Source organism: Actimicrobium sp. CCC2.4, assembly GCF_034347385.1.
GTDB lineage: Bacteria > Pseudomonadota > Gammaproteobacteria > Burkholderiales > Burkholderiaceae_D > Actimicrobium.
In genome coordinates this window covers 2,821,690-2,845,657 of record NZ_CP133777.1, presented here as the reverse complement: position 1 = coordinate 2,845,657, position 23,968 = coordinate 2,821,690, and the positions used below count along the sequence as shown (strand labels likewise).

Annotated in this window: 20 protein-coding genes; 6 read left to right on the top strand and 14 right to left on the bottom strand. The window is 59.3% G+C overall.

Annotated elements, in window-relative coordinates; all coding sequences use genetic code 11:
• Both RHM62_RS19065 and RHM62_RS12975 read right to left on the bottom strand, forming a co-directional pair.
• Entirely contained in the window at positions 1-693 is a 693-nt protein-coding gene (locus RHM62_RS19065; RefSeq protein WP_416172330.1) for a methyl-accepting chemotaxis protein, read from the bottom strand.
• Positions 694-1,163: 470 nt separating this feature from the next.
• A complete protein-coding gene (locus tag RHM62_RS12975; protein ID WP_322122505.1) occupies positions 1,164-1,871 on the bottom strand; it encodes a response regulator transcription factor in 708 nt (235 codons plus the stop codon).
• 317 nt (positions 1,872-2,188) lie between these two features.
• On the opposite strand from RHM62_RS12975, the gene RHM62_RS12970 reads away from it, so the two are divergent.
• The 4 genes from RHM62_RS12970 (at position 2,189) to serA (ending at position 7,109) form a co-directional block, all read left to right on the top strand.
• Positions 2,189-2,620, top strand: coding sequence for a helix-turn-helix domain-containing protein (locus RHM62_RS12970; protein ID WP_322122504.1), 432 nt, complete (start codon positions 2,189-2,191; stop codon positions 2,618-2,620).
• A 253-nt stretch (positions 2,621-2,873) separates the two neighbouring features.
• A complete protein-coding gene (gene acnA, locus RHM62_RS12965) occupies positions 2,874-5,606 on the top strand; it encodes an aconitate hydratase AcnA (RefSeq protein ID WP_322122503.1) in 2,733 nt (910 codons plus the stop codon).
• Positions 5,603-5,845 (top strand): hypothetical protein, encoded by a 243-nt coding sequence (locus RHM62_RS12960; RefSeq protein WP_322122502.1) that lies wholly within the window; start codon positions 5,603-5,605, stop codon positions 5,843-5,845. Before acnA ends, RHM62_RS12960 begins: the two co-directional genes overlap by 4 nt.
• A gap of 31 nt (positions 5,846-5,876) precedes the next feature.
• Positions 5,877-7,109, top strand: a complete 1,233-nt coding sequence (gene serA, locus RHM62_RS12955; RefSeq protein ID WP_322122501.1) for a phosphoglycerate dehydrogenase — start codon at positions 5,877-5,879, stop codon at positions 7,107-7,109.
• A gap of 159 nt (positions 7,110-7,268) precedes the next feature.
• Here serA and RHM62_RS12950 read toward each other — a convergent pair whose 3' ends face one another.
• From RHM62_RS12950 to argH, 8 genes are all read right to left on the bottom strand, one after another.
• Entirely contained in the window at positions 7,269-7,982 is a 714-nt protein-coding gene (locus tag RHM62_RS12950; RefSeq protein WP_322122500.1) for an ABC transporter ATP-binding protein, read from the bottom strand.
• Positions 7,979-8,737, bottom strand: a complete 759-nt coding sequence (locus RHM62_RS12945; protein WP_322122499.1) for an ABC transporter ATP-binding protein — start codon at positions 8,735-8,737, stop codon at positions 7,979-7,981. Before RHM62_RS12945 ends, RHM62_RS12950 begins: the two co-directional genes overlap by 4 nt.
• Entirely contained in the window at positions 8,737-9,603 is an 867-nt protein-coding gene (locus RHM62_RS12940) for a branched-chain amino acid ABC transporter permease (RefSeq protein WP_322125409.1), read from the bottom strand. The genes RHM62_RS12945 and RHM62_RS12940 overlap by 1 nt, the downstream gene beginning before the upstream one ends.
• Before the next feature lie 4 nt (positions 9,604-9,607).
• Positions 9,608-10,489 (bottom strand): branched-chain amino acid ABC transporter permease, encoded by an 882-nt coding sequence (locus RHM62_RS12935; protein ID WP_322122498.1) that lies wholly within the window; start codon positions 10,487-10,489, stop codon positions 9,608-9,610.
• Between the two features lie 99 nt (positions 10,490-10,588).
• Positions 10,589-11,746: an ABC transporter substrate-binding protein gene (locus RHM62_RS12930; protein ID WP_322122497.1), complete on the bottom strand. Its 1,158-nt coding sequence runs from the start codon at positions 11,744-11,746 to the stop codon at positions 10,589-10,591.
• 232 nt (positions 11,747-11,978) lie between these two features.
• On the bottom strand, positions 11,979-12,218 hold the full coding sequence (locus RHM62_RS12925) for a hypothetical protein (RefSeq protein WP_322122496.1): 240 nt from the start codon (positions 12,216-12,218) through the stop codon (positions 11,979-11,981).
• Positions 12,219-12,258: 40 nt separating this feature from the next.
• Positions 12,259-13,755 carry a DUF4331 domain-containing protein gene (locus RHM62_RS12920; RefSeq protein ID WP_322122495.1) on the bottom strand — a complete coding sequence of 499 codons (1,497 nt, stop codon included), beginning with the start codon at positions 13,753-13,755 and terminating at the stop codon, positions 12,259-12,261.
• A gap of 184 nt (positions 13,756-13,939) precedes the next feature.
• Positions 13,940-15,337, bottom strand: coding sequence for an argininosuccinate lyase (gene argH / locus RHM62_RS12915; RefSeq protein ID WP_322122494.1), 1,398 nt, complete (start codon positions 15,335-15,337; stop codon positions 13,940-13,942).
• 81 nt (positions 15,338-15,418) lie between these two features.
• Between argH and RHM62_RS12910 the strand changes: the two genes are divergently transcribed.
• On the top strand, positions 15,419-16,483 hold the full coding sequence (locus RHM62_RS12910) for a sensor histidine kinase (protein ID WP_322122493.1): 1,065 nt from the start codon (positions 15,419-15,421) through the stop codon (positions 16,481-16,483).
• The gene (locus RHM62_RS12905) at positions 16,480-17,292 is read left to right on the top strand and encodes a LytTR family DNA-binding domain-containing protein (protein WP_322122492.1); all 813 of its coding nucleotides are present in this window, start codon (positions 16,480-16,482) and stop codon (positions 17,290-17,292) included. Before RHM62_RS12910 ends, RHM62_RS12905 begins: the two co-directional genes overlap by 4 nt.
• Positions 17,293-17,330: 38 nt before the next feature.
• Here the strand turns inward: RHM62_RS12905 and RHM62_RS12900 are convergent, their stop codons facing one another.
• The 4 genes from RHM62_RS12900 to ppc all read right to left on the bottom strand — a co-directional run bounded on the left by RHM62_RS12900 (position 17,331) and on the right by ppc (position 23,907).
• Positions 17,331-18,782 carry an ATPase domain-containing protein gene (locus tag RHM62_RS12900; RefSeq protein ID WP_322122491.1) on the bottom strand — a complete coding sequence of 484 codons (1,452 nt, stop codon included), beginning with the start codon at positions 18,780-18,782 and terminating at the stop codon, positions 17,331-17,333.
• Complete coding sequence (locus tag RHM62_RS12895; RefSeq protein ID WP_322122490.1) at positions 18,779-19,198, bottom strand: hypothetical protein; 420 nt, start codon at positions 19,196-19,198, stop codon at positions 18,779-18,781. The genes RHM62_RS12900 and RHM62_RS12895 overlap by 4 nt, the downstream gene beginning before the upstream one ends.
• A 108-nt stretch (positions 19,199-19,306) precedes the next feature.
• Complete coding sequence (locus RHM62_RS12890) at positions 19,307-20,632, bottom strand: hybrid sensor histidine kinase/response regulator (protein ID WP_322122489.1); 1,326 nt, start codon at positions 20,630-20,632, stop codon at positions 19,307-19,309.
• 440 nt (positions 20,633-21,072) lie between these two features.
• Positions 21,073-23,907 (bottom strand): phosphoenolpyruvate carboxylase, encoded by a 2,835-nt coding sequence (ppc, locus tag RHM62_RS12885; protein WP_322125408.1) that lies wholly within the window; start codon positions 23,905-23,907, stop codon positions 21,073-21,075.
• Positions 23,908-23,968: the final 61 nt, after the last annotated feature.

Here is a 23,968-nt window from a genome sequence, read left to right as displayed (position 1 = left end):
CTAAAAAAAAGTGATGTCGGTATTGGTGCTGCGGCTGCTGTGGTCGACCCCGGTGCCGCTGTGAATCGCGTGCTGGTCGGCCATCACGTAGGTTCCCTTGAGTTCGTCGAGCAGGATGCGGGCGTCGAGCGCTTGCAAGTTGCCGGTGCTGGCGATGTCCTGGCGGTGCGCGTCCAGGTAGACGGGCAGCTGTTCGATGTTGCCCTTGACGTGGTTCATGATCTGGCTCACACGGTCCTGGAACTGTAGTTGCACCAGCGCCGCGCCGACTTCGGCCTTGATGCCGATGCTTTCTTCCTGCATCAGTGCACTTGACTGCGCCAGCGCATTGGTGATCGTGCGAAAGTCGCCCAGCACGTTGTCGATGGTGGCTTCGGCCGAGCGCAGCGTGATTTCTTCCTGCTGCACCGACGCGCTCACCGAGCGCACGGCGGCGGTGATGGCATCGCTGATGATGTTGACCTTGCTGGCGATGTGCTGGCCGGTCTCGCCGGACTGGCGCGACAGCAGGCGGAATTCGCGTGCCACGACCGTGAAGCCGCGCCCCGTTTCTCCGGCCCTGGCCGCTTCGATGGCAGCGTTCAAGGCCAGCAGGTTGGACTGCGCCGCGATCTGGGCGACGTCGGTGGCCATCTCCTGCAATTCGACAACAAAACGGTCCAGTGCCTGCACCTGGGAGAGCATGCCGGTCATGCTGTGCATCGCCGCTTTTTGCGAGGCGACGACGGTGCCGAGCTGCTGCTGGCTGCGCGCAAAGACCGCAACCAGGCCGTTGTCGCTGATCGCATCAGTGGCCAGGCTGGAGGCATGCACCGCCTCGTCGAGCTTGTCGACGATGCCCGAAAAACGTTGCGAGAGGTCGTCGATGGCGCTGTCCATCTGGGCGCGCGAGGATTCGATGTGGGCGCTCCAGACCGGCGCGATGGTGGCACCGAATTGTTGCTGGCTGTCCAGATAAGCGTGGATATTCTGCCGGCCGGTGCGCTCGCGGGCCACTGCCGCAAAGCTGATGGCAATGCCGGCGCTGACAAGCAGCACCATCAGCGCGATGGCCGGTGCACTCATGGTGCCAGTGATTGCAACAGCGATGGCACCGGTCGCGCCCAGTCCGGCAGGCATCCAGTGCAGGCGGGATGCGGTCAGTCTTGATGAGGTGGGCATGATCAGATCTGTTTGAGCTTGGCGGTCAGGCTGTAGCCGGTGCCATAGGCATTACGTACCGGCAGGTCGACACGCAGAGATTTTTTTACTTTGCGCCGCAGGCGGTAAATCAGCATGTCGATCTTTTTGGTGTCGCGGCGCTCGTCGCCGGTGATATCGATACGCATCTCCCTGTTGAGCGTGTCACGCGCAATCGGGTGGCTGCTGCTGGTGAGTAATTGCAGAAAGTTAAATTCCTTTTCGGTCAGGTCGACCGGCAGCGATTCGTTGACCTGCAGTTGCCGCTCGGTTGTACGCAAGCGCCATTGCGGCGATGGCACGGCCACGATGTTGCGATGGCGTTTGATTCGCCGGTACAGCGCAACCACATGGGCAGCCAGCTTCGACGCAGACACCGGCTTGGTCAGTATCTGGTCGGCCCCGAGCAGCAAACCCTGACTGCGCAGATCTTGCTGATCGCCATGGGTCAGTACCAGTAAACCGGTACCGGGATAGTTTTCCTGCATGTGCGTGACGATGCCCTGTCCGTAATCATCCGGCGTGCCGAGATCGACAATCAGGATATCGGCCTGCCGGTGCTGCAGCGCGGTCCACATCGCAGGGGCGTCACCGACAATCACGAGGTCGTGGTCATTAATAGCCTCGTCAATAAAACCCTTGTTACTATAGGGAATAGACAGATTATCTTCAAACAGAAGGATGTGGGCCATTAAGGTGCAATCGAATTATCAAATTTAAATTACTTGTTGGTCATTCTAATTAAGTAAGTGACTCTTAATTAATTATGAATAATCTGCATTTTTCGGATTAGTTTCTCCATGTTAATACAACGAATACCAATATATACTCTCGAATTATAACTATCTATTAAATTTTGATGGGCTCGCAAGAATAGACCTTCTTTAAATTAGGACATATCAATTTAGCTAAACAAAATAAAGCCACATAATGCTATTTTAATAAAACTGAATGTTTGGCATATCCCGGTGTCCGACTTGTCATGCGGTGACGATGAGGAAATTTTGTTATGAAGCGTCTTTTATTAAGTGAACAGCAACAGAAAATTTTGCGCGATATCGGTATTTTCAACGAGGATGCGCGGGTGCGGCAACGCGCTCAAGCAATCGTTCGTGTTGCGCAAGGGTCGACGTATAAGGCAGTGGCAGCCGATTTCGGCGTGCACATGAGTACGGTGGCCGAGTGGATCCGGCGCTGGGAACGCGACGGTCCGGGCAGCCTGGTGCAGGCAATCTATTCCGGCAGGCCAGCCAAGTTGGCACCCGAGCTGCTGGAGCGGGTGCGGGTCGACGTGCAAGCTTATGGCGGCAGTATCGAACAGTTGCGCCAGCGATTAAGCGATCAGTCTATCGATTTGCCGGTACATGAAGCGACTCTGGCACGGCATTTGAAAAAAATGGGGTTCACCATGAAACGTCATCGAATCGATATCATCAAGTGACTAACGACGTATTTCAGGATGTCGGTTTGCACCACTAAAACTGTCCTAACTGGTAGTGCGAATGCAGGGTTAGTTTTGTTTTATTTTTTTGAAAAGCGGATAATGCCTTCAGATTATCCGGATATTATTTTTTGAAAATAAATTATTTCCCGTTGTTATTTTTGTTTTTCGATTACGGCATTCGCCGTAGCCGGATTCCCGGCTGCAGCATACGGATCCCGCCAGGCGGGATCGATATTGAGAAGGAATTGTCATGACCGATTCATTTGCCATCCGCGACACGCTTGCCGTCAACGGCACCGGATACACGATTTTCAGCCTGGCCTTGCTGGGCAAGCAATTTGACCTGACCCATCTGCCGTTTTCGATGAAGATATTGCTCGAAAACCTGTTGCGCTGCGAAGATGGCGTGGCCGTTACACGGGCATCCATCGAGGCCGTCGCGAACTGGGATGCAAAAGCTGAACCGGCTGTTGAAATCGCCTTCATGCCTTCGCGCGTGGTGCTGCAGGATTTTACCGGCGTGCCTTGCATGGTCGACCTGGCAGCGATGCGCGATGCAGTGGTGCGGCTGGGCGGGTCGGTCGACAATATCAATCCGCTGATCCCGGCCGAGCTGGTCATCGACCATTCGGTACAGGTTGATTCGTTCGGTCAGCGCGACTCGCTCGACATCAACGGTCGCATCGAATTCAGCCGCAACCGCGAGCGCTACAGCTTCCTGCGCTGGGGCCAGAAAGCCTTCGATAATTTCAAGGTGGTGCCGCCGAACACCGGCATCGTCCATCAGGTCAATCTGGAAAACCTGGCCAGGGTGGTGATGACCCGCGACATCGATGGCGTGGCGTATGCGTTTCCGGACACCGTGTTCGGTACTGATTCACACACGACGATGGTCAATGGCCTGGGCGTGCTGGGCTGGGGCGTGGGCGGCATCGAGGCCGAAGCTGCGATGCTGGGCCAGCCGAGTTCAATGCTGATCCCGCAAGTGGTGGGTTTCAAGCTGACAGGCAAACTGCCGGAGGGCGTCACTGCCACCGATCTGGTGCTGACCGTGACGCAAATGCTGCGTTCATTCGGCGTGGTCGGGAAGTTCGTCGAGTTCTATGGTGACGGCTTGTCGGCATTACCGCTGGCGGACCGCGCAACGATTGCCAACATGGCACCGGAATACGGCGCCACCTGCGGCATCTTTCCGATTGATGAGGAATCGCTCGCTTACCTGCGCTTGTCCGGTCGCAGTGCCGGGCAGGTCTCGCTGGTCGAAGCCTATGCCCGTGCCCAGGGATTGTGGCGATCCGATGTCGAGGCGGTGTACAGCGACACGCTGATCCTCGACATGGCCACCGTCCTGCCGTCGCTGGCCGGGCCGAAGCGGCCACAGGATCGGGTGCTGCTGTCGGACATGAAGGCCAACGTGCATGAGAACCTGATCGGCATGGTCACCAATCGCAAGCCCTTTGAAGTGTCGTTGCAGCGGCTGGAAGGCGAGGGCGGCAATACGGCTACCGCGTCGCCGGAAAGTGCGGCGGTCACAACGATTGCTCCGGATGACTTCGCCTTGCGCGATGGCGCGGTCGTGATTGCCGCGATCACGTCGTGCACCAATACCTCCAATCCGGCTGTGATGCTGGCTGCCGGCCTGCTCGCGCGCAATGCTGTGGCGCGTGGGCTGACGTCCGCCCCGTGGGTGAAAACATCGATGGCGCCGGGCTCGCTGGTGGTGACCGATTACCTGACCCGCGCCGGCTTGCTGCCGGCGCTGGAGCAGCTCGGATTTTTCATCGTCGGCTATGGCTGCACGACCTGCATCGGTAATTCGGGACCACTGCCCGAGGCGGTCTCGCGCGATATCGCCGCCGACGATCTGGTGGTGGCGGCAGTCTTGTCGGGCAACCGCAACTTCGAGGGCCGGGTTCATCCCGAGGTCAAGATGAATTACCTCGGATCGCCGCCGCTGGTGGTGGCGTACGCACTGGCCGGCACAGTCGATATCGACATGGCGACCGAATCGCTAGGCACCGGCAGCGATGGCGAGCCGGTCTTCCTGCGCGATATCTGGCCCTCGAACAAGGAAATCGGCGACCTCATCGTGGCCAGCATCGGACCGGAAATGTTCACCCGCAATTACGCCAGCGTGTTCGCCGGTGATAGCCGCTGGAACCAGATCGCGTCGCCTGACGGCACCGCGTTTGCGTGGGACAAGGCCTCGACTTACATCAAGAATCCACCGTACTTCGATGGCATGGAGATGGCTGTCGGCAGCATCGCCGACATCCACGGTGCCGGCTTGCTGGGCTTGTTTGGCGACTCCATCACGACCGACCATATTTCGCCGGCCGGCAATATCAAGGCCGATTCACCGGCCGGCTTGTTCCTGCAATCGCTCGACGTGCTGCCGGCTGATTTCAATTCGTACGGCTCGCGGCGCGGCAATGATGACGTGATGGTGCGCGGTACCTTTGCCAATATCCGGATTCGCAACCTGATGCTCGATGGCGAAGAGGGCGGCAATACGATGCACTTTCCGTCAAAGCGCAAGCTCGCCATTTACGATGCCGCGATGCAGTACAAGGCCGACGGCGTGCCGCTGGTGGTCATTGCCGGCAAGGAGTACGGCACCGGTTCATCGCGTGACTGGGCTGCCAAGGGCACGATGATGCTTGGCGTGAAGGCGGTGATTGCCGAAAGTTTCGAGCGCATCCATCGTTCCAATCTGGTCGGCATGGGCGTGCTGCCGCTGCAGTTCATGGATGGCCAGAACGCTGCCGTGCTGGGCTTGCGTGCTGATGACCGCTTCGATATCACGGGTCTCCAGGATGGCGCAAGCCGGATTGCCGAAGTGATGGCGACCGGCACCGATGGCCGCGTCACCGGCTTTCAGGTTCAGGTTCTGTTGCTGACACCGAAAGAAGTCGAGTACTTCCGTCACGGCGGCATCCTGCATTACGTGTTGCGACAGCTCGCCAGTCGCAAGGCAGCATGACCGTAGCGATGCAGCTGGTGCTGGAGCCGGTCAGCAGCGAGGCTTATCGCGTGCTGACCGGCCAGGGCGCGCATGTCGGCAACCTCAAGCGCAGCCAGGGCGTGTGGAAGTTCAAGGCGATCGGCTACGATGCACGCGGCGCAGTCATGCCGGGTTGGGGACCGCTGACCGACCGGCATAATACTGTGCTGGCATTTCCTGACATTGCTCTGGTCAATGCCTTGCTCGTCCCCATATAGGGGGCAATGATCGACGAACCAGGGACCCCGCATGAGCCACCATCTATCGCTAGAAAAAGACAAAATCCGTTTCCTGTTACTCGAAGGCGTACACAAGAACGCCCTCGACGTTCTGGGCCGCAACGGCTACACCAATATCGAATCGCTGCCGACGGCGCTCGACGAAGCGCTGCTGATCGACAAGATCCGCGATGCGCATTTCGTCGGAATCCGGTCGCGCACCCAGCTGACGGCGAACGTGCTGGCCGCCGCCGAGAAGTTGATCGCCGTCGGCTGCTTCTGTATCGGCACCAACCAGGTAGATTTGCGCGCAGCCATGCAGCGCGGTATCCCTGTCTTCAATGCGCCGTATTCGAATACCCGCTCGGTCGCCGAACTGGTGCTGGCCGAAACCATCCTGCTGCTGCGCGGCATCCCTGAAAAAAATGCGCTGGTCCATCGCGGCGGCTGGTCGAAGTCGGCCGAAGGCTCGTTCGAGACCCGCGGCAAGACCCTCGGTATCGTCGGTTACGGCAACATCGGCACCCAGCTCTCGGTGCTGGCTGAATCGCTTGGCATGACGGTCGTGTATTACGACGTCATCACCAAACTGCCGATCGGCAATGCCCGTCAGATGGATACACTCGATGACCTGCTGGCTCAGGCCGACGTGGTGACGCTGCATGTGCCCGAAAATGAGTCGACCAAAAACATGATGGGTGCCGAACAGTTCGCGAAGATGAAGATCGGCAGCATCTTCATCAATGCCGCGCGCGGCACCTGTGTCGACATCGACGCGCTGGCCGGCATGCTGGAGCGCAAGCATCTGGGTGGCGCGGCAGTCGACGTGTTCCCGTCCGAGCCGAAGGCCAACAGCGAAGAATTCCTGTCGCCGTTGCGCAAGTTCGATAACGTGATCCTGACCCCGCATATCGGTGGCTCGACGCTGGAAGCGCAAGCCAATATCGGCCTCGAAGTCGCCGAGAAATTCGCTCGCTATTCGGATACCGGCTCGACGCTGTCGGCGGTTAATTTTCCGGAGGTGGTGGTGCCGCTGTTTGGCGGCAAGCATCGTCTGCTGCACATCCATCGCAACGTGCCGGGCGTGCTGTCGGCAATCAACCGCATCTTTGCCGAGAACGGCATCAATATTTCGGCGCAAAGTCTGATGACCAATGAATCGATCGGGTATCTGGTGATGGATGTGCCGATGGGATGCTCGACGGTGGCGATGGAGAAGCTGCACGAGATCGAGGGGACGATCCGGACGCGGGTGCTGTATTGATGATGGGAGGCTGAGGGTGACAAGTCGCTGGTCCTGGCGACCGTGATCAATGCATTTGGTGCAATGCCCTGCGGTTATTGCACCCTACGACTGGTCCTGGCGACCGTGATCAATGCATTTGGTGCAATAACCGAAGGGCATTGCACCGACTACACGCCATCACCCGCCCAGATACGCCTCGACCACCTTCGGATCATCCAGCAATTCCCGCCCCGTACCGGTCAACACGATCTTGCCGGTCTCTAGCACGTAGCCGCGATGCGCGATGCGTAAGGCCTGGCGCACGTTCTGCTCTACCAGCAGGATAGTCAGCCCGGTCAGGTTGATCTCTTTGAGGATGCGGAAAATCTCCTGCACCATCAGCGGTGCCAGTCCCATCGACGGTTCATCAAGCAGCAGTACGCGCGGCTTGGCCATCAGCGCGCGGCCGATCGCCAGCATTTGCTGTTCGCCGCCGGAGAGGTTACCGGCCAGCCCGTCACGTCGGTTTTTCAGGACCGGAAATAGCGTGTAGACCCATTCGAGGTCGTAGGCTACACCGCTCTTGTCCTTGCGCGCATAGGTGCCCAGCGCGAGGTTTTCGCCGACGGTCAGCGTGGTCAGGATGGCGCGGCCTTCGGCGACTTGCACGACGCCGCGACCGACGATCTGGTGGGGTGCGAGCTTCGTGAGGTCAGCGCCGTCGAACATCACCTTGCCGCCCACGGTTTTCAGCAAGCCCGATATCGCCAGCAACGCAGTGCTTTTGCCGGCACCATTGGCACCGACCAGCGCGGTGATTTCGCCTTCATGCAGGACCAGATCAATGCCCTTGACGGCGGCGATCTGTCCGTACGAGACGGCCAGGTCGCTGATCTGCAGGATCGCGCTCATGCTTCTTCCTTGCCGAGGTAGGCTTCGATGACTTCGGGGTTGTTCTTGATCTCGGACGGCGTGCCTTCGGCGATGATGCGGCCGAAGTTGAGCACCGCGATGCGGTCGCATAGACCCATCACAAAACGCATGTCGTGCTCGATCAAAAAGATCGTGTAGCCGCGCTGTTTGATGTTGACGATCTCGGCCATCAGCTCGGTTTTTTCGGACGGGTTCATGCCGGCCACCGGTTCGTCAAGCAGCAGCAGTTTCGGTTCGGTCGCCAGCGCACGGGCGAATTCGAGCCGGCGCTGTTCGCCGTACGACAGGCTTTCAGCCAGCATGCCGGCCTTGTGGTCCAGCCGCACCCAGGACAGCAATTCACGCGCGCGCTCGCGTGCTTTTGCTTCGGCGTTGCGGAAAGTCGCGAGGTTCAGCAGCAGGCCGGCAAAGCCGTAATCGAGATGATCGTGCATGCCGACGATGACGTTTTCGAGCAGCGTCATTTCCTTGAAGATGCGGATGTTCTGGAAGGTGCGCGCGATCCCCAGTTCGGTGATCTTGTGCGGCGCGATCGCACCGAGATTCTTGCCATTGAAGACAATGCTGCCACCGCTCGGCTGCAGCAGTCCGGTCAGCAGGTTGAAGACCGTGGTCTTGCCTGCGCCGTTCGGTCCGATCATGCCGAAGATGCCGCCCTGCGGCACCGTGAAGCTGACATCCTGCAGCACCTTGAGGCCGCCGAACTGCTTGCTGATCTGATTCATTTGCAGCATCAGATTTCCTTCTTGATTGCGGTGCGTTTGAACAGCGCGCGCAGGCGTGCCGGATCCCAGATGCCCTTCGGCAGATACAGGATGACGACGATCAGGATCAGGCCGTTGAAGGCCAGCCGGAAATGCTTGAACTCGCGCAGCACTTCGGGTAACAGCGTCAGGATGGTCGCGCCCAGCGTCGGGCCGATCAGGTTGGCGGTGCCGCCGAAGACGGCCATGGTCAGGATGTCGACGGCATTCTCGAACGCGTAATTGCCGGGACCGATCGTGAACGTGTAATGCGCATTGAGTCCACCGGCGACGCCGGCAATCACCGCGCCGCTGACGAAGGCCAGCAACTTGTAGCCGGCGACGTTGATGCCCATCAGCTGTGCCGCGACTTCATCGGCCTTGATGGCTTCGAAGGCGCGCCCGATCTTCGAGCGGCGCATGCGCGCCAGCACATACAGCGTGACTGCCAGCAACAGCAGGATGTGCCAGAACTCGGTCTTCAATGGAATGCCGTTGAGGCCCATCGGGCCGCCGGTGACATCGAGGTTCAGGACGATCACGCGCACCACTTCGCCAAAGCCAAGTGTCGCCATTGCCAGATACACGCCGGACAAACGCAGTGTCGGGATGCCGATGATCAGCGCGACCAGCGCCGGCAAAACGCCGGCGGCCAGCAAGGCCAGCGGGAATGCGATGTCGGCCTGCATCGTCAGCATTGCTGCGGCATACGCACCAATGCCCATGAACGCGGCATTGGCCAGCGACAGTAATCCGCAGGACAGCGTGAGGTAGATCGACAGCGCCAGCATCGCATTGACGCCGATGCTGAAGATGACGGTGTTGTAGGTCGACCAGAAAGCTTGCCACCATTCCATCATGTCAGGCCTTCCTTTCCAGCACTTTGCCGAACATGCCGGAGGGCCGTACCAGCAGGATCACGAACAGCAGGCCGAAGGCAACCGCATCGCGGAAATCACTCGACAGATAAGCCACGCTCATGACTTCGGCAAAGCCGAGGAACAGCCCGCCTATCATCGCGCCGCGGATATCGCCCATGCCGCCGAGGATGATGACGGCGATGCCTTTGTGCAGCATCGGTTGTCCCATGAACGGCGAGATCGCATTGAACGACAGCCCGACCAGCACGCCGGCGACACCGCCGAGCGCTGCTGCCGTAAATGACGTCAGCAGGAACAGGCCTTCGACATTGATGCCGAGCAGTGCGGCGGCTTTCGGGGATTCGGCAATCGCGCGCAGGGCGCGACCGAGTTGCGTGCGCCGCATCACGACCAGCAACACGATCATCAGCAGGAATGAAATCGCGACGATGCCGATCTGGACTGCCGTCACGTGCAGGTCACCAAAGCTGATGCTCTGTTCGGGAATCGTGCCGACCGGGAAGCGCTTGTTCTCGGCACCGAACAGGCCTTGCGCAAGATTGGTCAGCATGATCGCCACGCCGATCGACGCGATCATCGGTGACAGATGCGGTGCCTTGCGTTTGCGCAGCGGCCGCAGCACCAGATAGTCGACCAGTAATCCGATCAGACCGGCAACCAGCATCGCCGCAAGCAGCGCCAGCCAGAGCGGCAGCGCCATTTTTTCGACCAGCAGCAGGGCGGTGTAACTGCCCAGCATGAAGATTGCGCCATGCGATAAATTGATGACGCCAAGCACGCCGAAAACCAGCGTGAAGCCGAGGGCGAACAGCGCATACACGCTGCCCAGCGACAGGGCATTAATCAGTTGTTGTTCGAGCATAGTCCCTGCATGTAATAAAAATGCGGAAGCTGCGACATGGCCGGCGTGAGCCGGAAATGCCGCAGGTAAAACTGTCGTGACGAAAATTTAATGCGTGATTTATTTCAGCAGAACGAACTTGCCGCCCTTGGCGATATTGACGATCGCATCCTGGTCGGCATCGTAACCGGCCGGCTTGCCATCCTTGCCGGTGGCACGGCGAAACGAGAACGCGCCGGTCGCGCCATTGAGTTTGACGGCAGGCAGCGCATCGGCCAGCGCCAGGCGATCCTTGTCGAGCGCGCCGGTCAGCTTCACGTTTTTGAGCGCGTCGGCGACGATGTAGATCGCGTCATACGCTTGCGCGGCGAACTGGTCCGGCTCGGCATTGAACTTGGTTTTGTAGGCAGCGATGAAGGCCTTGTTGGCCGGTGTCATGTTTTCGGACGACCATGGGCTGCCCATGATGGTGTTGTCGGCCGCCTCCTTGGCGATCTCGAAAAGCTTGGGAGAATTGAAGCCGTTGCCGCCGATGAACGGCTGCTTCATGCCCAGCGTGCGGGTTTGCAAAATGATGTTGGCGGCTTCTTCGGCCAGGCACGAACAGACGATGGCATCCGGATTGGTGGCCTTGATCTTGGTCAGCTGAGCCTTGAAATCGACGTCGCCCTTGGCATAGGTTTCAGTTGTGGTGATCTGGATTTTCTGGGCATCGAGCGTGGTCTTGAAGACGTCGTAGCCGCTCTTGGTGAAGGCGTCGTCATTGCCGTAGACAACCGCGACTTTCTTCAGGCCGAAATGCTTGACCGCGGCCGCTGTGGTGACCGGCAATACGTCTGCTTCCATGACTGAATTGCGGAACACGGTCGGGCCCATTGAACTGATGCCATCGGCGGTATTGCTGGTGCCGAAAACGACCACCTTGGTGGCGACCGCGATCGGATCGGCGGCGAAGGCTGAGTTCGACAGCGTCGGGCCGAACACCATCAGCACCTTGTCCTGGAAAATCAGTTTCTTGAAGACGTTGATCGCTTCTTCTTTTTTGCCTTGCTCGTCTTCGATGATCAGTACCAGCTTGTTGCCACCGACGCCGCCCTTGGCATTGATTTCGTCAGCGGCCAGCGTCAGGCCATTCTTGATGGCGCTACCGTACTTGGCTGCCGGGCCGGTCAGTGCTTCGGCGGCACCGAGTTTGATGTCGGCAGCGAAGGCGGAACAGCCGACGCCGGCAGCGATCAGGGCCAGGGTAAGTTTCTTGATGGTCAGTGTGGTGTGCATGGGGGCTCCGGGAAGTGGCGTGTCTCTGGTGTTGTTGATCACTGCGTCATTGCTGGCAGTGTTTTGATTTTTTTGTAACGAACGGTCGAGAGGGTAGCAGGGTCTGCGCATGGCATCAACTGTGGCGAACCGCATTCGCGCAGCAGCATCAATGCTGCCCAAAAAAAAACCGGCTGCCGGCTCTTGCGAGCGGGCAGCCGGTGACGGTTGCTGACGGTACTGCCTGGTCGGATTACTTGACCGGTGCGGGACCTGACTCTTCCGGCGAGGTCACGCCGATGCTGTCAATTTCACGGGCGGGTATGTTGTCCGGTGCAGTGCTCACCAGGTCTGTCAAGAAGGTGATGAAGCCATCAAGGAAGGTGGTGCCGGCCGGGGGCGTGACAACTTCCGAACCGCCGCCGCTGCCGCCGCCGCAGGCTGACAGCGAAACCGCTGCTGCCATCGCGCATAAAAGTAAGATTTTTCTCATGGTGCTCTCCTGATCAAATTGCCTTTAGGGTTGGCGGGTCTTAATGCTTCAACGAGCCAGCGATGGGCGTTTTCAGGTAAGGGAACGCATTGTCGAAGAACGTGTAGTCGACGAAAGCACCATCGGTAAAGTCGATCGCACCGGACGGCGCATCGGCAGGAGCGCAACCGATATTGAGTGTGCACAAGCGACCCATGACCACGCGCAGCGCGATGTCGACGACGTCATCGCCGGGACGACGACCGTTCGGGAAGCCAGCGTTATCACCACCGATGACACCGAGGCGGCTTTGTGCGGCAGGTGCGGTCGCTGCGGTCGAGGTATTGAGACGCAGCATTTCGGAACCGACCACGTTGGCAGGCTGGTTGACACCCTTCACACCGGTCAGGAAGGCGGCGACCAGATCGTTACGCGGGAAGTTGGTTGGTGCCTTGACGCCGGCCGAACCGAACAGGATTTCTACCAGTGCAGGCAGGGTTGGGTTGGTGACGTAATCAATGAACTGACCATCGCCGCTTGGCATGCTGTGGTTGAACTGGTCCTTGTCTTTCAGACCGATAACGACCTCATTGACCAGCGGTGCGCCAAGACGCGATACCTGGGTCCACGCGCCGCCTTCTTTCGATGGCTTGCCGGAGTTCGGCGTCGGGTTGATCAAACGACCCTGACGCACGCTGGCAGTGGTCCAGGCGCCGATGACCGGCTCGGTACCATTGGTCAGGCAGACGGTCGGGACTTCGAGTTCGATCGAGGTGACGTTCTTGTCGGCCAGATCATCATGACCGGCTTTCTCGGCATTCGGATCGAACGCGGTGGCAGGAGCCTTGATGTTGATCAGGTCGAAGGTTTCGCCGAGGTTGACGACGAACGGATCCTTGCGCTGGCCGACGAACATTTTGCCGGGCATGGCGCAGCCGGGAATGTTGATCGAGACAACGTGCTGTGCCGCATAGGCCGCGTAGTCGGGAATCGATTTGTTGCCGATGTTGTCGAGTGGCTTGTCGAAGGTGGCAGAACCGCCAACGGCGTTGGTCACGGCCGCTTTGGTGCCGGTGCGGCGATCGCCGGTGACCAGCGTGACGGAGTAGGTTTCACGGACATTTGCACCAGCGGCGTTGGGCGCGTTGATCGCACCGCCATTGATGACCAGCGGGATCGAGACTTTCTTGCCGCCGACAGTGAGTTGGGTGTCTTTGTTGGTGTTATTGAAGCGGAACTGGAAGGTCAGTTGTTCTTTGCCGTTACCGTTGTTGTTGATGTGGATTTCATAGAGCGCATCGGAATCCAACGCAAAGTAGTTCGGGCCGCCGTAGGCATCCTGCAGTGGTGCATAGTTGGCGATCAGCGTGGTGTACGCAGCGCGGTTGGCTTCGTAGCTGCGGAACATGTACAGATCGGTGCCATCGACTTTTGGCATGCGGGTAATGAACGGTGCTTCGCGATGGCTGGACGCCATGGCGGGAACCGAAAACATGGTGGCTAGGGCACTGGCAACAAGCGCTGCACAGCAGGTGGTTTTGGCGATCGATGACTTCATTGCGGTCTCCTTCAAAAGTGTTTTGCCCGGTTGAGCCTGAGTTACCAAACACTTTACGAAGGGGAATCCGGATCGGATTCAACTATTTCAAAAAGTTCGCATTTATTTTGAATCGGACTGTGTCGGGGTGTACTCGTTGCATTATTCGGCCAGTGCACCGGATGCACCGATACCGGTTAAACCATCACCCCGCCAGTTGCGCCCGCACCCGGGCAATCGCCAGTCGCACTTGCCGTGGCGCCGTCCCACCAACATGATCGCGCGCCGCAACCGAGCCTTCGAGCGTCAGCACCTGATAGATGTCGTCTTCGACCAGCGGCGAAAACGCCTGCAATTGATCCAGCGTCAGATCGGACAGATCACAGCCCTTGTCGACACAGACCCGCACGGCATGCGCAACAGCTTCATGCGCATCGCGGAATGGCAGGCCTTTCTTGACCAGATAATCGGCCAGGTCAGTCGCGGTGGCATAGCCTTGCAAGGCGGCCGCGCGCATCGCTTCCGGCTTGACGGTGATACCGCGCGCCATGTCGGCAAAAATGCGCAGTGTGTCGGTGAGGGTGTCGACGGTATCGAACAGCGGTTCCTTGTCTTCCTGGTTGTCCTTGTTGTAGGCCAGCGGCTGGCCTTTCATCAGGGTCAGCAGGCTGATCAGGTGGCCGGTGACGCGACCGGTCTTGCCGCGCGCCAGTTCGGGCACGTCGGGATTTTTCTTTTGCGGCATGATCGACGAGCCGGTGCAGAAGCGGTCGGCGATATCGATGAATCCAACGCGCGGGCTCATCCAGATCACCAGTTCTTCCGACATCCGCGAGACGTGCGTCATCACCAGCGCCGCAGCGGCGCAGAATTCGATCGCGAAGTCGCGGTCCGACACCGCATCGAGCGAATTGAAACAGACTTCATCGAAGCCCAGCAATTGCGCGACCAGTTCACGGTCGATCGGGAAGGTGGTGCCGGCCAGCGCGGCCGCGCCCAGTGGCAGGCGGTTGACGCGCTTGCGGCAATCGGCCAGTCGTTCGGCATCGCGGCCGAACATTTCGACATAGGCCAGCAAGTGGTGACCGAAGGTGACCGGTTGCGCCACCTGCATGTGGGTGAAGCCGGGCAGGATGGTGTCGGCGTGCTGCTCGGCCAGGTCGACCAGCGCCAGGCGCAAATCACCCAGCAGGATGGTCAGGTCGTCGATCGCACCGCGCAAATACAGGCGGATATCGGTGGCGACCTGGTCATTGCGCGAACGGCCGGTGTGGAGCCGTTTGCCGGCATCGCCAACCAGTTCGGTCAGGCGTTTTTCGATATTCAGATGGACGTCTTCCAGATCCAGCAACCACTCGAAACGGCCTTCGGCGATTTCGCTGCCGATCTGTTGCAGGCCACCACGGATCGCCGCGAGGTCATCGCTGGTGATGATGTTTTGCTGTGCCAGCATCTGGGCGTGTGCCAGCGAGCCCTGGATGTCGACTTCGGCCAGTCGCTTGTCGAAGAAGACCGAGGCGGTGTAGCGTTTCACCAGATCGGAAACCGGTTCTGAAAAACGGGCCGACCAGGCTTCGCTTTTTTTGGAGAATTGTGCTGTCATAATTGGATTTCCGGAAAGTGGGTGTCTGAACCGGCCGATTATAAAACAAGCCCCTCCCCGATCTTCAGAATAGAGTCATCGATGCCTATTGTGCCTAATGCGCCCATCGTGCCTGCCAGGACTGCCGACCCCGCCGCCAGCGTGATCCCGGATTACTGCAATACCGGCGTTATCCTGCGGGTACTGGGCCTGGTCAACCTCGTGATGCTGGCCGCCATCATGCTGCCGGCAACCAGTGGTCGTGCCGGAATGCTGGCCTTCATCGAATGTTCGCTGCTGATCGAACTGGTCTGCATGCTGTCGCTGGTGTGTCTGTGCGGATTGCGGCGGCGTGCCAGCGTGCTGCTGCACTGGCAGCAACGTTCGCTGTGCGCGCTGGTGCCGGCGCTGGTCGCTGCGCTGATCGCGCGGCTCTTGCTGCGGCTGGAATGGTTTCACCATAGTTTTCCTGACTTGTCGGTGCTTGACAGCGTGCTATTGGCCGCCTTGTTTGGCGCGGCGCTGCAGCACTATCTGGAATTGCGGGCGCGGGCGTTTTCACCGGCGCTGGGCGAGGCGCGCTTGCAGGCGCTGCAGGCGCGCATCCGGCCACATTTTTTGTTCAATAGTCTCAATGCCGTGCTGGCGCTGATCCGCAGTGAACCGCGTCGCGCCGAAACCGCCCTCGAAGATCTGGCGGATCTGTTTCGGGTCCTGATGCGCGATGGCCGCGACATGACTTCGATGGCCGATGAAATCCGCTTGTGCGAGCAGTATCTGTCGCTGGAAAAAATCCGCCTCGGTGAGCGCCTGCAAGTGCAGTGGGACACCAGCGCCATCCATGCCGATGTCTTGCAGCAGGCGCAGATACCGTCGCTGCTCTTGCAACCGCTGTTTGAAAACGCCGTGCATTACGGTGTCGAGCAAAGCACTACGCCAGCGTTGATCCGGGTCGAGCTGCGCCGCGTGCGTGACAGCATCACGGTCGTGATCAGCAATCCGTGGCACGGCAACAAGCCGATAGCGCATGGCAATCACATGGCGCTGGACAATATCCGTGGCCGTTTGCGTTTGCTCTACGACCTCGAATCGCAGTTGAGCGCCGGTATCGTCGGTAGCAATTTTGAAGTCCGGCTGCTAATCCCTTACAAGAAAGTCCCGCGATGAGCCTGCGTCTATTACGTTTGTTTATTGTCGATGATGAAGCGCCGGCCCGTGCGCGCTTGCGTGATGTGCTGTCCGATATCGCGCAGCAGTGTCCGTGCGAGGTGGTCGGCGAGGCGGTCGATGCGCAGTCGGCGCTGGACGGGCTGGCGGCACTGGCACCGGCACAATGTCCCGACATCGTGCTGCTGGATGTACAGATGCCGGGCATGTCCGGCATTGCACTGGCGGCGTTGCTGGGCACGCACCTGGCGACGTCGCCGGCGATCATTTTTATCAGCGCTTTTGATGACTTTGCGCTCAAGGCGTTCGAGGTTCACGCGCTCGATTATTTGCTCAAGCCGGTCCGCGCGGAACGACTGGCCGAAGCGCTGCTGCGCGCCGCCGGCCTGCATCGTCATCAGCAGGAAGCGATCGCGGCGACGGCGCACGAATTGCGTACGACGCGCCAGCATTTTCCGGTGCACGAACGGAGCCGGCTGTTGCTGGTGCCGGTGACCGATGTGCTTTATCTGAAGGCCGAAACCAAGTACGTCACGCTGCGCACCGGTAGCCGCGAATACCTGATCGAAGAATCGCTGCTGTCGATCGAGGAAGAACTGGCGCAAGTCTTCGTGCGGGTACACCGCAATGCGCTGGTGGCGCGCGCGGCGATTACCGGGGTCGAGCGGGTCCAGCTGGACTTGCCGGTGCAGGGGGAGGACGGTGCCGGACGCAGCCTCGATACCTGGCAAGTGATCTTGTCCGGTACCAGCCAGCGCCTGCCGATTTCACGCCGGCAGTGGGCTACCATCAAGGCGCTGGTGAAGTAGCTTGTGAAGCGGGGCCTTGCCGACCTTGCTGATCAGCGTCAGTGCTGGTTGTGCAACTGGTTTGACAGGATGCCCTGATATTCGCTGGTGTTGCCGCCGATGACCAGGTCATCGCCGACGATGTCAAAGAAACGGATTGCCTTGCTGTGCGCGCTGCCACGCACCTTGACGACCGACATCACGCGCTTGAATTCACCAGCGATTTCGACGTAACGCTGCATCACGATGGCATCGGCCAGGAAGGCATTGCCATAAGAACTGAAGCGCAGAAAATCGTAGTGGTCTTCGAGTTCGGCCGTCATCAGCACCGTCACACCCATACCGGTCAGTACCGCGACCATCCGGTACAGCGCTTCGCGGAAGTCTTCGCGAAAGACCGAGGCCAGCGCCAGTTCAAACCCTGACAGCGAATCGATCACCACCCGTTTGGCTTGCATGCGCGTGATCATGGTGACCAGATCATGCAGGATTTCATCGATCGACAGGTCCAGCGTGCGGGTATTGATGTAGCCGACTTCACCGCGTTCGACCATCAGGTTGAGCTGATGGCTGAGCAACTGGTTCGGACTTTTTTCGAAAGCAGCGACGACACCGGGCTCGCCATTGCGGACGCCTTCGGCCAGGAATTGCGTGGCCAGGATGGTCTTGCCGGAACCGGACGGCCCCACCAGCAAGCACGAGTAGCCGGCCGGCAGGCCGCCACCCATCATGTGGTCCAGTTCGGTCACGCCGGTCGACAGTCGCCGGTCTCCGGTGATCACGATATCGTTAGGCAAATTGGACTGGATCATCGCGCGGGGGAAGACTTCGACGCCGTTATCGTTGATCCGGAAGGTGTGGACGCCGGGACTCTGGGCCTGCCCGCGCATCTTGACGACCTGGATCTTGCGGATCATCGCGTCACGATGCACCAGCTGGGACATCCACAGGATGCCGTCGGCGACCGTGAAGACCGAGCTCGATTCTGCTTCCGGGGCGAGGTACTCGCCGATCAGGAAGGTGGTGGCTTGCCAGCTGGTCATTTGCATGCCGAGCTGCTGGACAAAATGCTGCAGCCCGAAAGCGCCGCCCTCCATTGTCCTGGCCGATTGCACCACCGAACGGAACGAGTCAACGAAAACGAGGCTTGGCCCGAAGCTCTGGACCTCTTCATCGATGCGCGCCAGCACACGGTCAAAATTACCACCGAGCAGATCGGCCGCCAGGTTGACGAATTTGATCGAGTTGTTGATTTTATCGATGTCAAAAAACGGAAACTGCTGCTGATAGCGCAGCATCTTCAGTGGCGGTTCGCCGAGCACGGTAAAAAACAGCGCGCGCCGATCTGGATTAGCCAGGGAAAACATGATCTGGTGCGCCAGCGTTGTCTTGCCGCTGCCGGGCGTGCCGGCGATCAGGTTGAACGAGAATTCGGGCAGGCCGCCACCGAGCAGATTATCGAGTCCGGGGACGCCGGTGGGAAGACGTTTGATGCTGACTTTATTTTTCATTCTTCCAGTTCCTTGCCAGCGGTATCGATCGCGTCGTTATCCCACGCAGAGCATAAAATTCGGGTCATTAATAGGTCGCCGATGAGTAGCGAGATGATATCGACCAGAGTGGTCAGCAATAAAATGCTTGCCGCACTGGCGACCTCGAGTTCGTGTCCGGCGAGACTGTTTTGCAGTCCGGCGAAGCGGTTGTCCGATGGTTGTGCAGGATTACCTTCGACGATCCACGGATAGGTCGCCCGGGTCAGGTGCACGCTGCGTACATAGAGCGACTGAAAGCCGTTTTCGCCGATAAGCGAAATCAGTTTCGTCGCGAGTTGTTCCCACAATTGCACGGTAATGTCGAGGAACTCGTCAGGCCGCTGCAGGACGGCGCTCCGGATCATCTCGTGCCGATCAGCGTTGATTGTTGCCATAGTTAATGTCTGATTGTGATGCAATAAAACAAGAAAAAGCCAGGATGTGACCTGAGTGTTCCTGATGATAGAGGTTAGCGCGGGGCCGCGTGCGTAAAACGAGCGGCATTAGCGCGCGGAGGCCGAAGAAATCAGGTCGAGCAGGACGTCAATGGAGGCTGGCTTGACCAAAAAGTGATCGAAGCCGGCATCAACCGCGCGCTGTCGGTCATGGGCCTGATCGTAGCCGCTTAGTGCAATGATGAAGGGCATCGTCTTCAGCGATGCGCGCAGCGTCGCGATGACCTCGTAGCCGTTCATCGTCGGCAATCCGATATCGCAAATGAGGATGTCGTACGGCGTTGCGGTTGCCATCAGCATGCCGTCACGGCCATCAAGTGCGGAGTCGACTGTATAGCCTTCGAGCGTCAGCAGGCGCGTCAGGGTGTCGTTGGCATCGGCATTGTCTTCCATCAGAAGGATGCGACTGCGGCCTGCGCGAGCGCTGACCGGCGTGGTGATGCTGTCGGCCGGCAGGCTGCCCGCGCACGTGGGCAGGATCACGGTGAACACACTGCCGTGGCCAAGTCCGGCACTGTAGACGCTGACGCTGCCGTCATGCATGCCAACGATAGACCGCACCAGTGACAGGCCGATGCCGAGTCCGCCCTGGGCCCGGTCCAGCGTGTTCGGCCCCTGCTTGAACAGGTCAAAAATGAAGGGCTGGAAGGCAGCGGCAATGCCGACACCGGTGTCCCTGACAACGATTTTTACTGTCTCGGCATGACTGCTGACAACGACGTGAATCGCTGCATCGATAGCAGAAAATTTCGCAGCATTAATCAGGAGATTTGAAAAAACCTGGGCCAGGCGGACGGCATCGCCATCCAGCGTGATCGCTTCCGTCGTCATGGCGAGATGAAGTTTCTGATTGCGCGAACTGAACACCGGCTGGCTGGTTTCGATGGCACTGTCGATGATTTCGGACAGCGCTACCGGTCGTCGTTGCAGCGTGATTCGTCCGCTATTGATCCGGGAGGCATCGAGCAGGTCTTCAACCAGTCGCTTCAGATGCCGTGCCTGGCGGTCGATAATGCCATGCAGCCTGGGTAGCATCGGATGGGCAGACAGAAGCTTGCCGATCAAGGCGTTGGCCATCACGATGGGTGCCAGCGGGTTACGCAATTCATGCGCGAGCATTGACAGGAATTCTTCTTTTGCGTGATTGTCGGCTTCGGCACTGGCTTGCAGGTCTTGTGCGCCAAAGGTGGCCAGAACCAGGTTCTCGTTGGCTTCGCGCAGTTGCACCATGTTTTCGTCGCGCGATTCGTTTTGACTCACGACCGTGCGCAAGTGGCGGATTTCTGCCTGCAAGCTCATGACCTGCTCGCGTAATGCGGCCGTCTCGGCTTGCAGGACTGCGGTTGCATCGCTGGCATCCGGTAATGGCGTCATGGCACGCGTTTTAGTGCGAATGACGTTGTGTTCCGATGCACGGATTGGCCTGATGACATCAGGTGCATCAGTTCGCCGGGCTCGCAGGCACCGTATTCGGAGGGATGTCGTGTTTTATTTTGCAGGCGCATGGACAGATCGTGCGAAGTCAAAAAGGAGTTGTCAAACTTACGTTGGCTTGTTGATCGCAAAGATTATGCGCCAAGTTGGTGGTAAGTAAATTGAACACTTCCTCCCTAGTAAGCATCGACTTTAGGTAGGTGTTATTTTTCTGCGGGGTACGTGCCAGGCTGGTCGGAGGTTGTGCAGGCCTTAAAGACAAAAGAAGCGTCATTTTTCCAGTTGATCCGCATCAAAATCAAAACACGTCACGATGGCTGTTGCGCTCACCGGGCAGGGAGTCGGTGATGGCGACCGCGGCCTTTTCCCTGCCACCGTGATCAGCCGGTGTTACGTAAGCCCGCAGCGATACCGTTGATGGAGAGGTGAATGCCGCGCCGGACTCGCTCGTCCTGTGCTTGCTCGCCCTGGGTCGCGGCACGGTGGCGCTTGATCAGTTCGACTTGCAAGTGATTGAGCGGATCGAGGTAGGCGAAACGGTTTTTGATCGACCGCGCCAGTAACGGATTGCCGGCCAGTCTTTCACTGGTGCCGGTGATGTCGGACAGGCAGGCGATCGTGCGCGCGTGTTCATCGGTGATGCGCTTGAAAATGCTGGTGCGCAGTTTTTTGTCGACCACCAGTTCGGCATAGCGCGATGCCATTGCCAGATCGGTTTTCGAGAGCACCATATCCATGTTCGACAGCAGCGTATTGAAGAACGGCCAGTCACGTTCCATCGCCCGCAACGTGGTCAGTTTTGCCGCGCGGCTCTTGCCTTCGCTGGCGTCATCGAGCCATTCGGAAATCGCGCTGCCAAAACCGTACCACCCCGGCAGCAGCAAACGGCATTGTCCCCACGAGAAGCCCCACGGAATCGCCCGCAAATCTTCGATCCGGCGGGTGGCCTTGCGCGAGGCCGGGCGCGAACCGATGTTGAGTTCGGCGATTTCGGCAATCGGCGTGGCTTCGAAGAAGTAATCCGTGAAGCCCGGCGTTTCGTAGACCAGATGGCGATAGGCGCGGTAGGCACGCTCCGACAATTGCTCCATGACCGCTTCAAAGCCGGCACTTTTCTTGGCGCGTTTGGCATCGACAATCTGCGGCATCAGGCTCGCTTCGAGCGTCGCCGCGACCAGCAGCTCCAGATTGCGCCGGCCGATTTCGGGATTGGAAAACTTCGAGGCAATGATTTCGCCTTGCTCGGTGAGCCGGATCTGGCCGTTCACGGTGCCGGCCGGTTGCGCGAGGATTGCTTCGTAGCTCGGGCCGCCGCCGCGACCGACGGTGCCGCCGCGGCCATGGAACAGGCGCAGTTTGACGCCGGCCCGATCGAACACCTGCACCAGCTGGGTTTCGGTCTTGTACAGCTCCCACGTCGAGGTCAGGAAACCACCGTCCTTGTTGGAGTCGGAATAGCCCAGCATCACTTCCTGGATCTGGTGCTGGCGCGCAATCAGTCCGGTCATGATCGGCAGCGCCATCCACTGTTCCATGATGCTCGCCGCCAGGCGCAGGTCGGGAATGGTTTCGAAGAGCGGGATGACCATCAGGTCGAGTTCGGCTCCATCGACGCCATCGGCACCGATGCGCAACAGGCCGGTTTCTTTTTGTAGTAACAACAGCTCGAGCAAGTCGGAGACGGTTTCGGTGTGCGAAATGATGTAGTTGCGGATGGCGCGCGCGCCGTAGCGTTCGCGGATCGTGCGGGCCGTGCGCAGGATGGTCAGTTCGGAACTGGTCTCGGCGCTGTAGGTTTGGTACGGCGACGTCAGCAGGCGCGGTTGCGCCAGTTCTGCCTGCAGTAAGGCGATCTTCCGGACTTCGTCGAGCGCGGCGTAGTCGGTTTCGACGCGAGCGCTGGCGAACAGCTCGGCCAGCACGCGTTCATGGACGTCGGAACTCTGGCGCATGTCTAGTGTGGCCAGATGGAAGCCGAAGATATCGGCTGCGCGTTTCAGGACTGCCAGCCGTGGCTTGATCAGGAATTCGCCATGGTGGCTGGCCAGTGAATCGGCCAGCACTTGCAGGTCGGCAGCGAAATCGCCGGCGGCGGCGTACGGGATCGCCAACGCGACTTCCTTGCGCAGGATGTTGGTCGCGCCCAGCGAGCGTGCCGTTGCCGCCAGGCGGGCATAGATGGCTACCAGTGCGCGCCGGTACGGCTCGTCGGTGCGATGGACCGACCGGTCCGGCGAGGCATCGGCAAGCGCCTGCAAGGCCGGGCTGACATCGACCAGCAAGGTCGAGATCGACAGTTCGGCACCGAGTGCGTGGGCTTCTTCGAGATAAAAATCGAGGATGGTGGTGGATTGGCGCTTGAGCGCGTGTTCCATCGTGCCGGCGTTGACGTTCGGATTGCCGTCGCGGTCGCCGCCTATCCAGCTGCCCATTTGTACGTAAGTGGACGGGCTCGACTTTTCGCCTGCCTTGGCGGGGAATTGCCGTGCTACTTCTTCATCGATGTCGTCGTACAGGCCCGGCAGTTCGCGCAGGAAGGTGATCCGGTAATACGACAGCGCGTTGTCGATTTCGTCGGCTACTGTCAGTTTGGAATAGCGCAGCATGCGGGTTTGCCACAGCGTTGCAATGCGGGCGTGTAGCAATTCGGTATTGCGGGTGCTCTCGCGCGGTGTCAGCGGCTGATCGCGCTGGGCCAGCAAGCGGGCGATATCGTGCTCGGCATCAAGAATGCTCTTGCGCTGGACTTCGGTCGGATGCGCGGTCAGGACCGGTGAAATCAACGCTTCCTTGAAAAACTCGCGCACGGTTGCGCCGGTGACGCCCGCGTGATCGAGCCGTGCCAGCGCGCAGCTGACAGTGCCTTGCTGCGCTGCCGAACCGGCCATCTGGTGGGCGCGGCGTCGGCGGTTGCGATGCTGGTCTTCGGCAATATTGGCCAGGTGCGAAAAATAGGAAAACGCGCGCACCACCGAGATGGTTTGCTCGCGCGTCAGCTTTTTGAGCATCTTGTTCAGGTCTGCACCGGATTGCGGTTCATCGTCGCGGCGAAAACGCACGGCGGTCTGGCGCACACCTTCGACAACCTCGAAGACGGCATCGCCTTCCTGGCTGCGCAAGACATCGCCGAGCAAGCGGCCGAGCAGGCGGATATCTTCTTTCAGGGGGGCGTCTTTGTCGTCATCAGGCAGGGCAGTGCGGGCGTGTTTGGCCATAGTGGAGTCGGTCGGCGTGGTTGGTGCTGCGGTGAATGGGCTGGCCGGCAGCAGGAAGTGC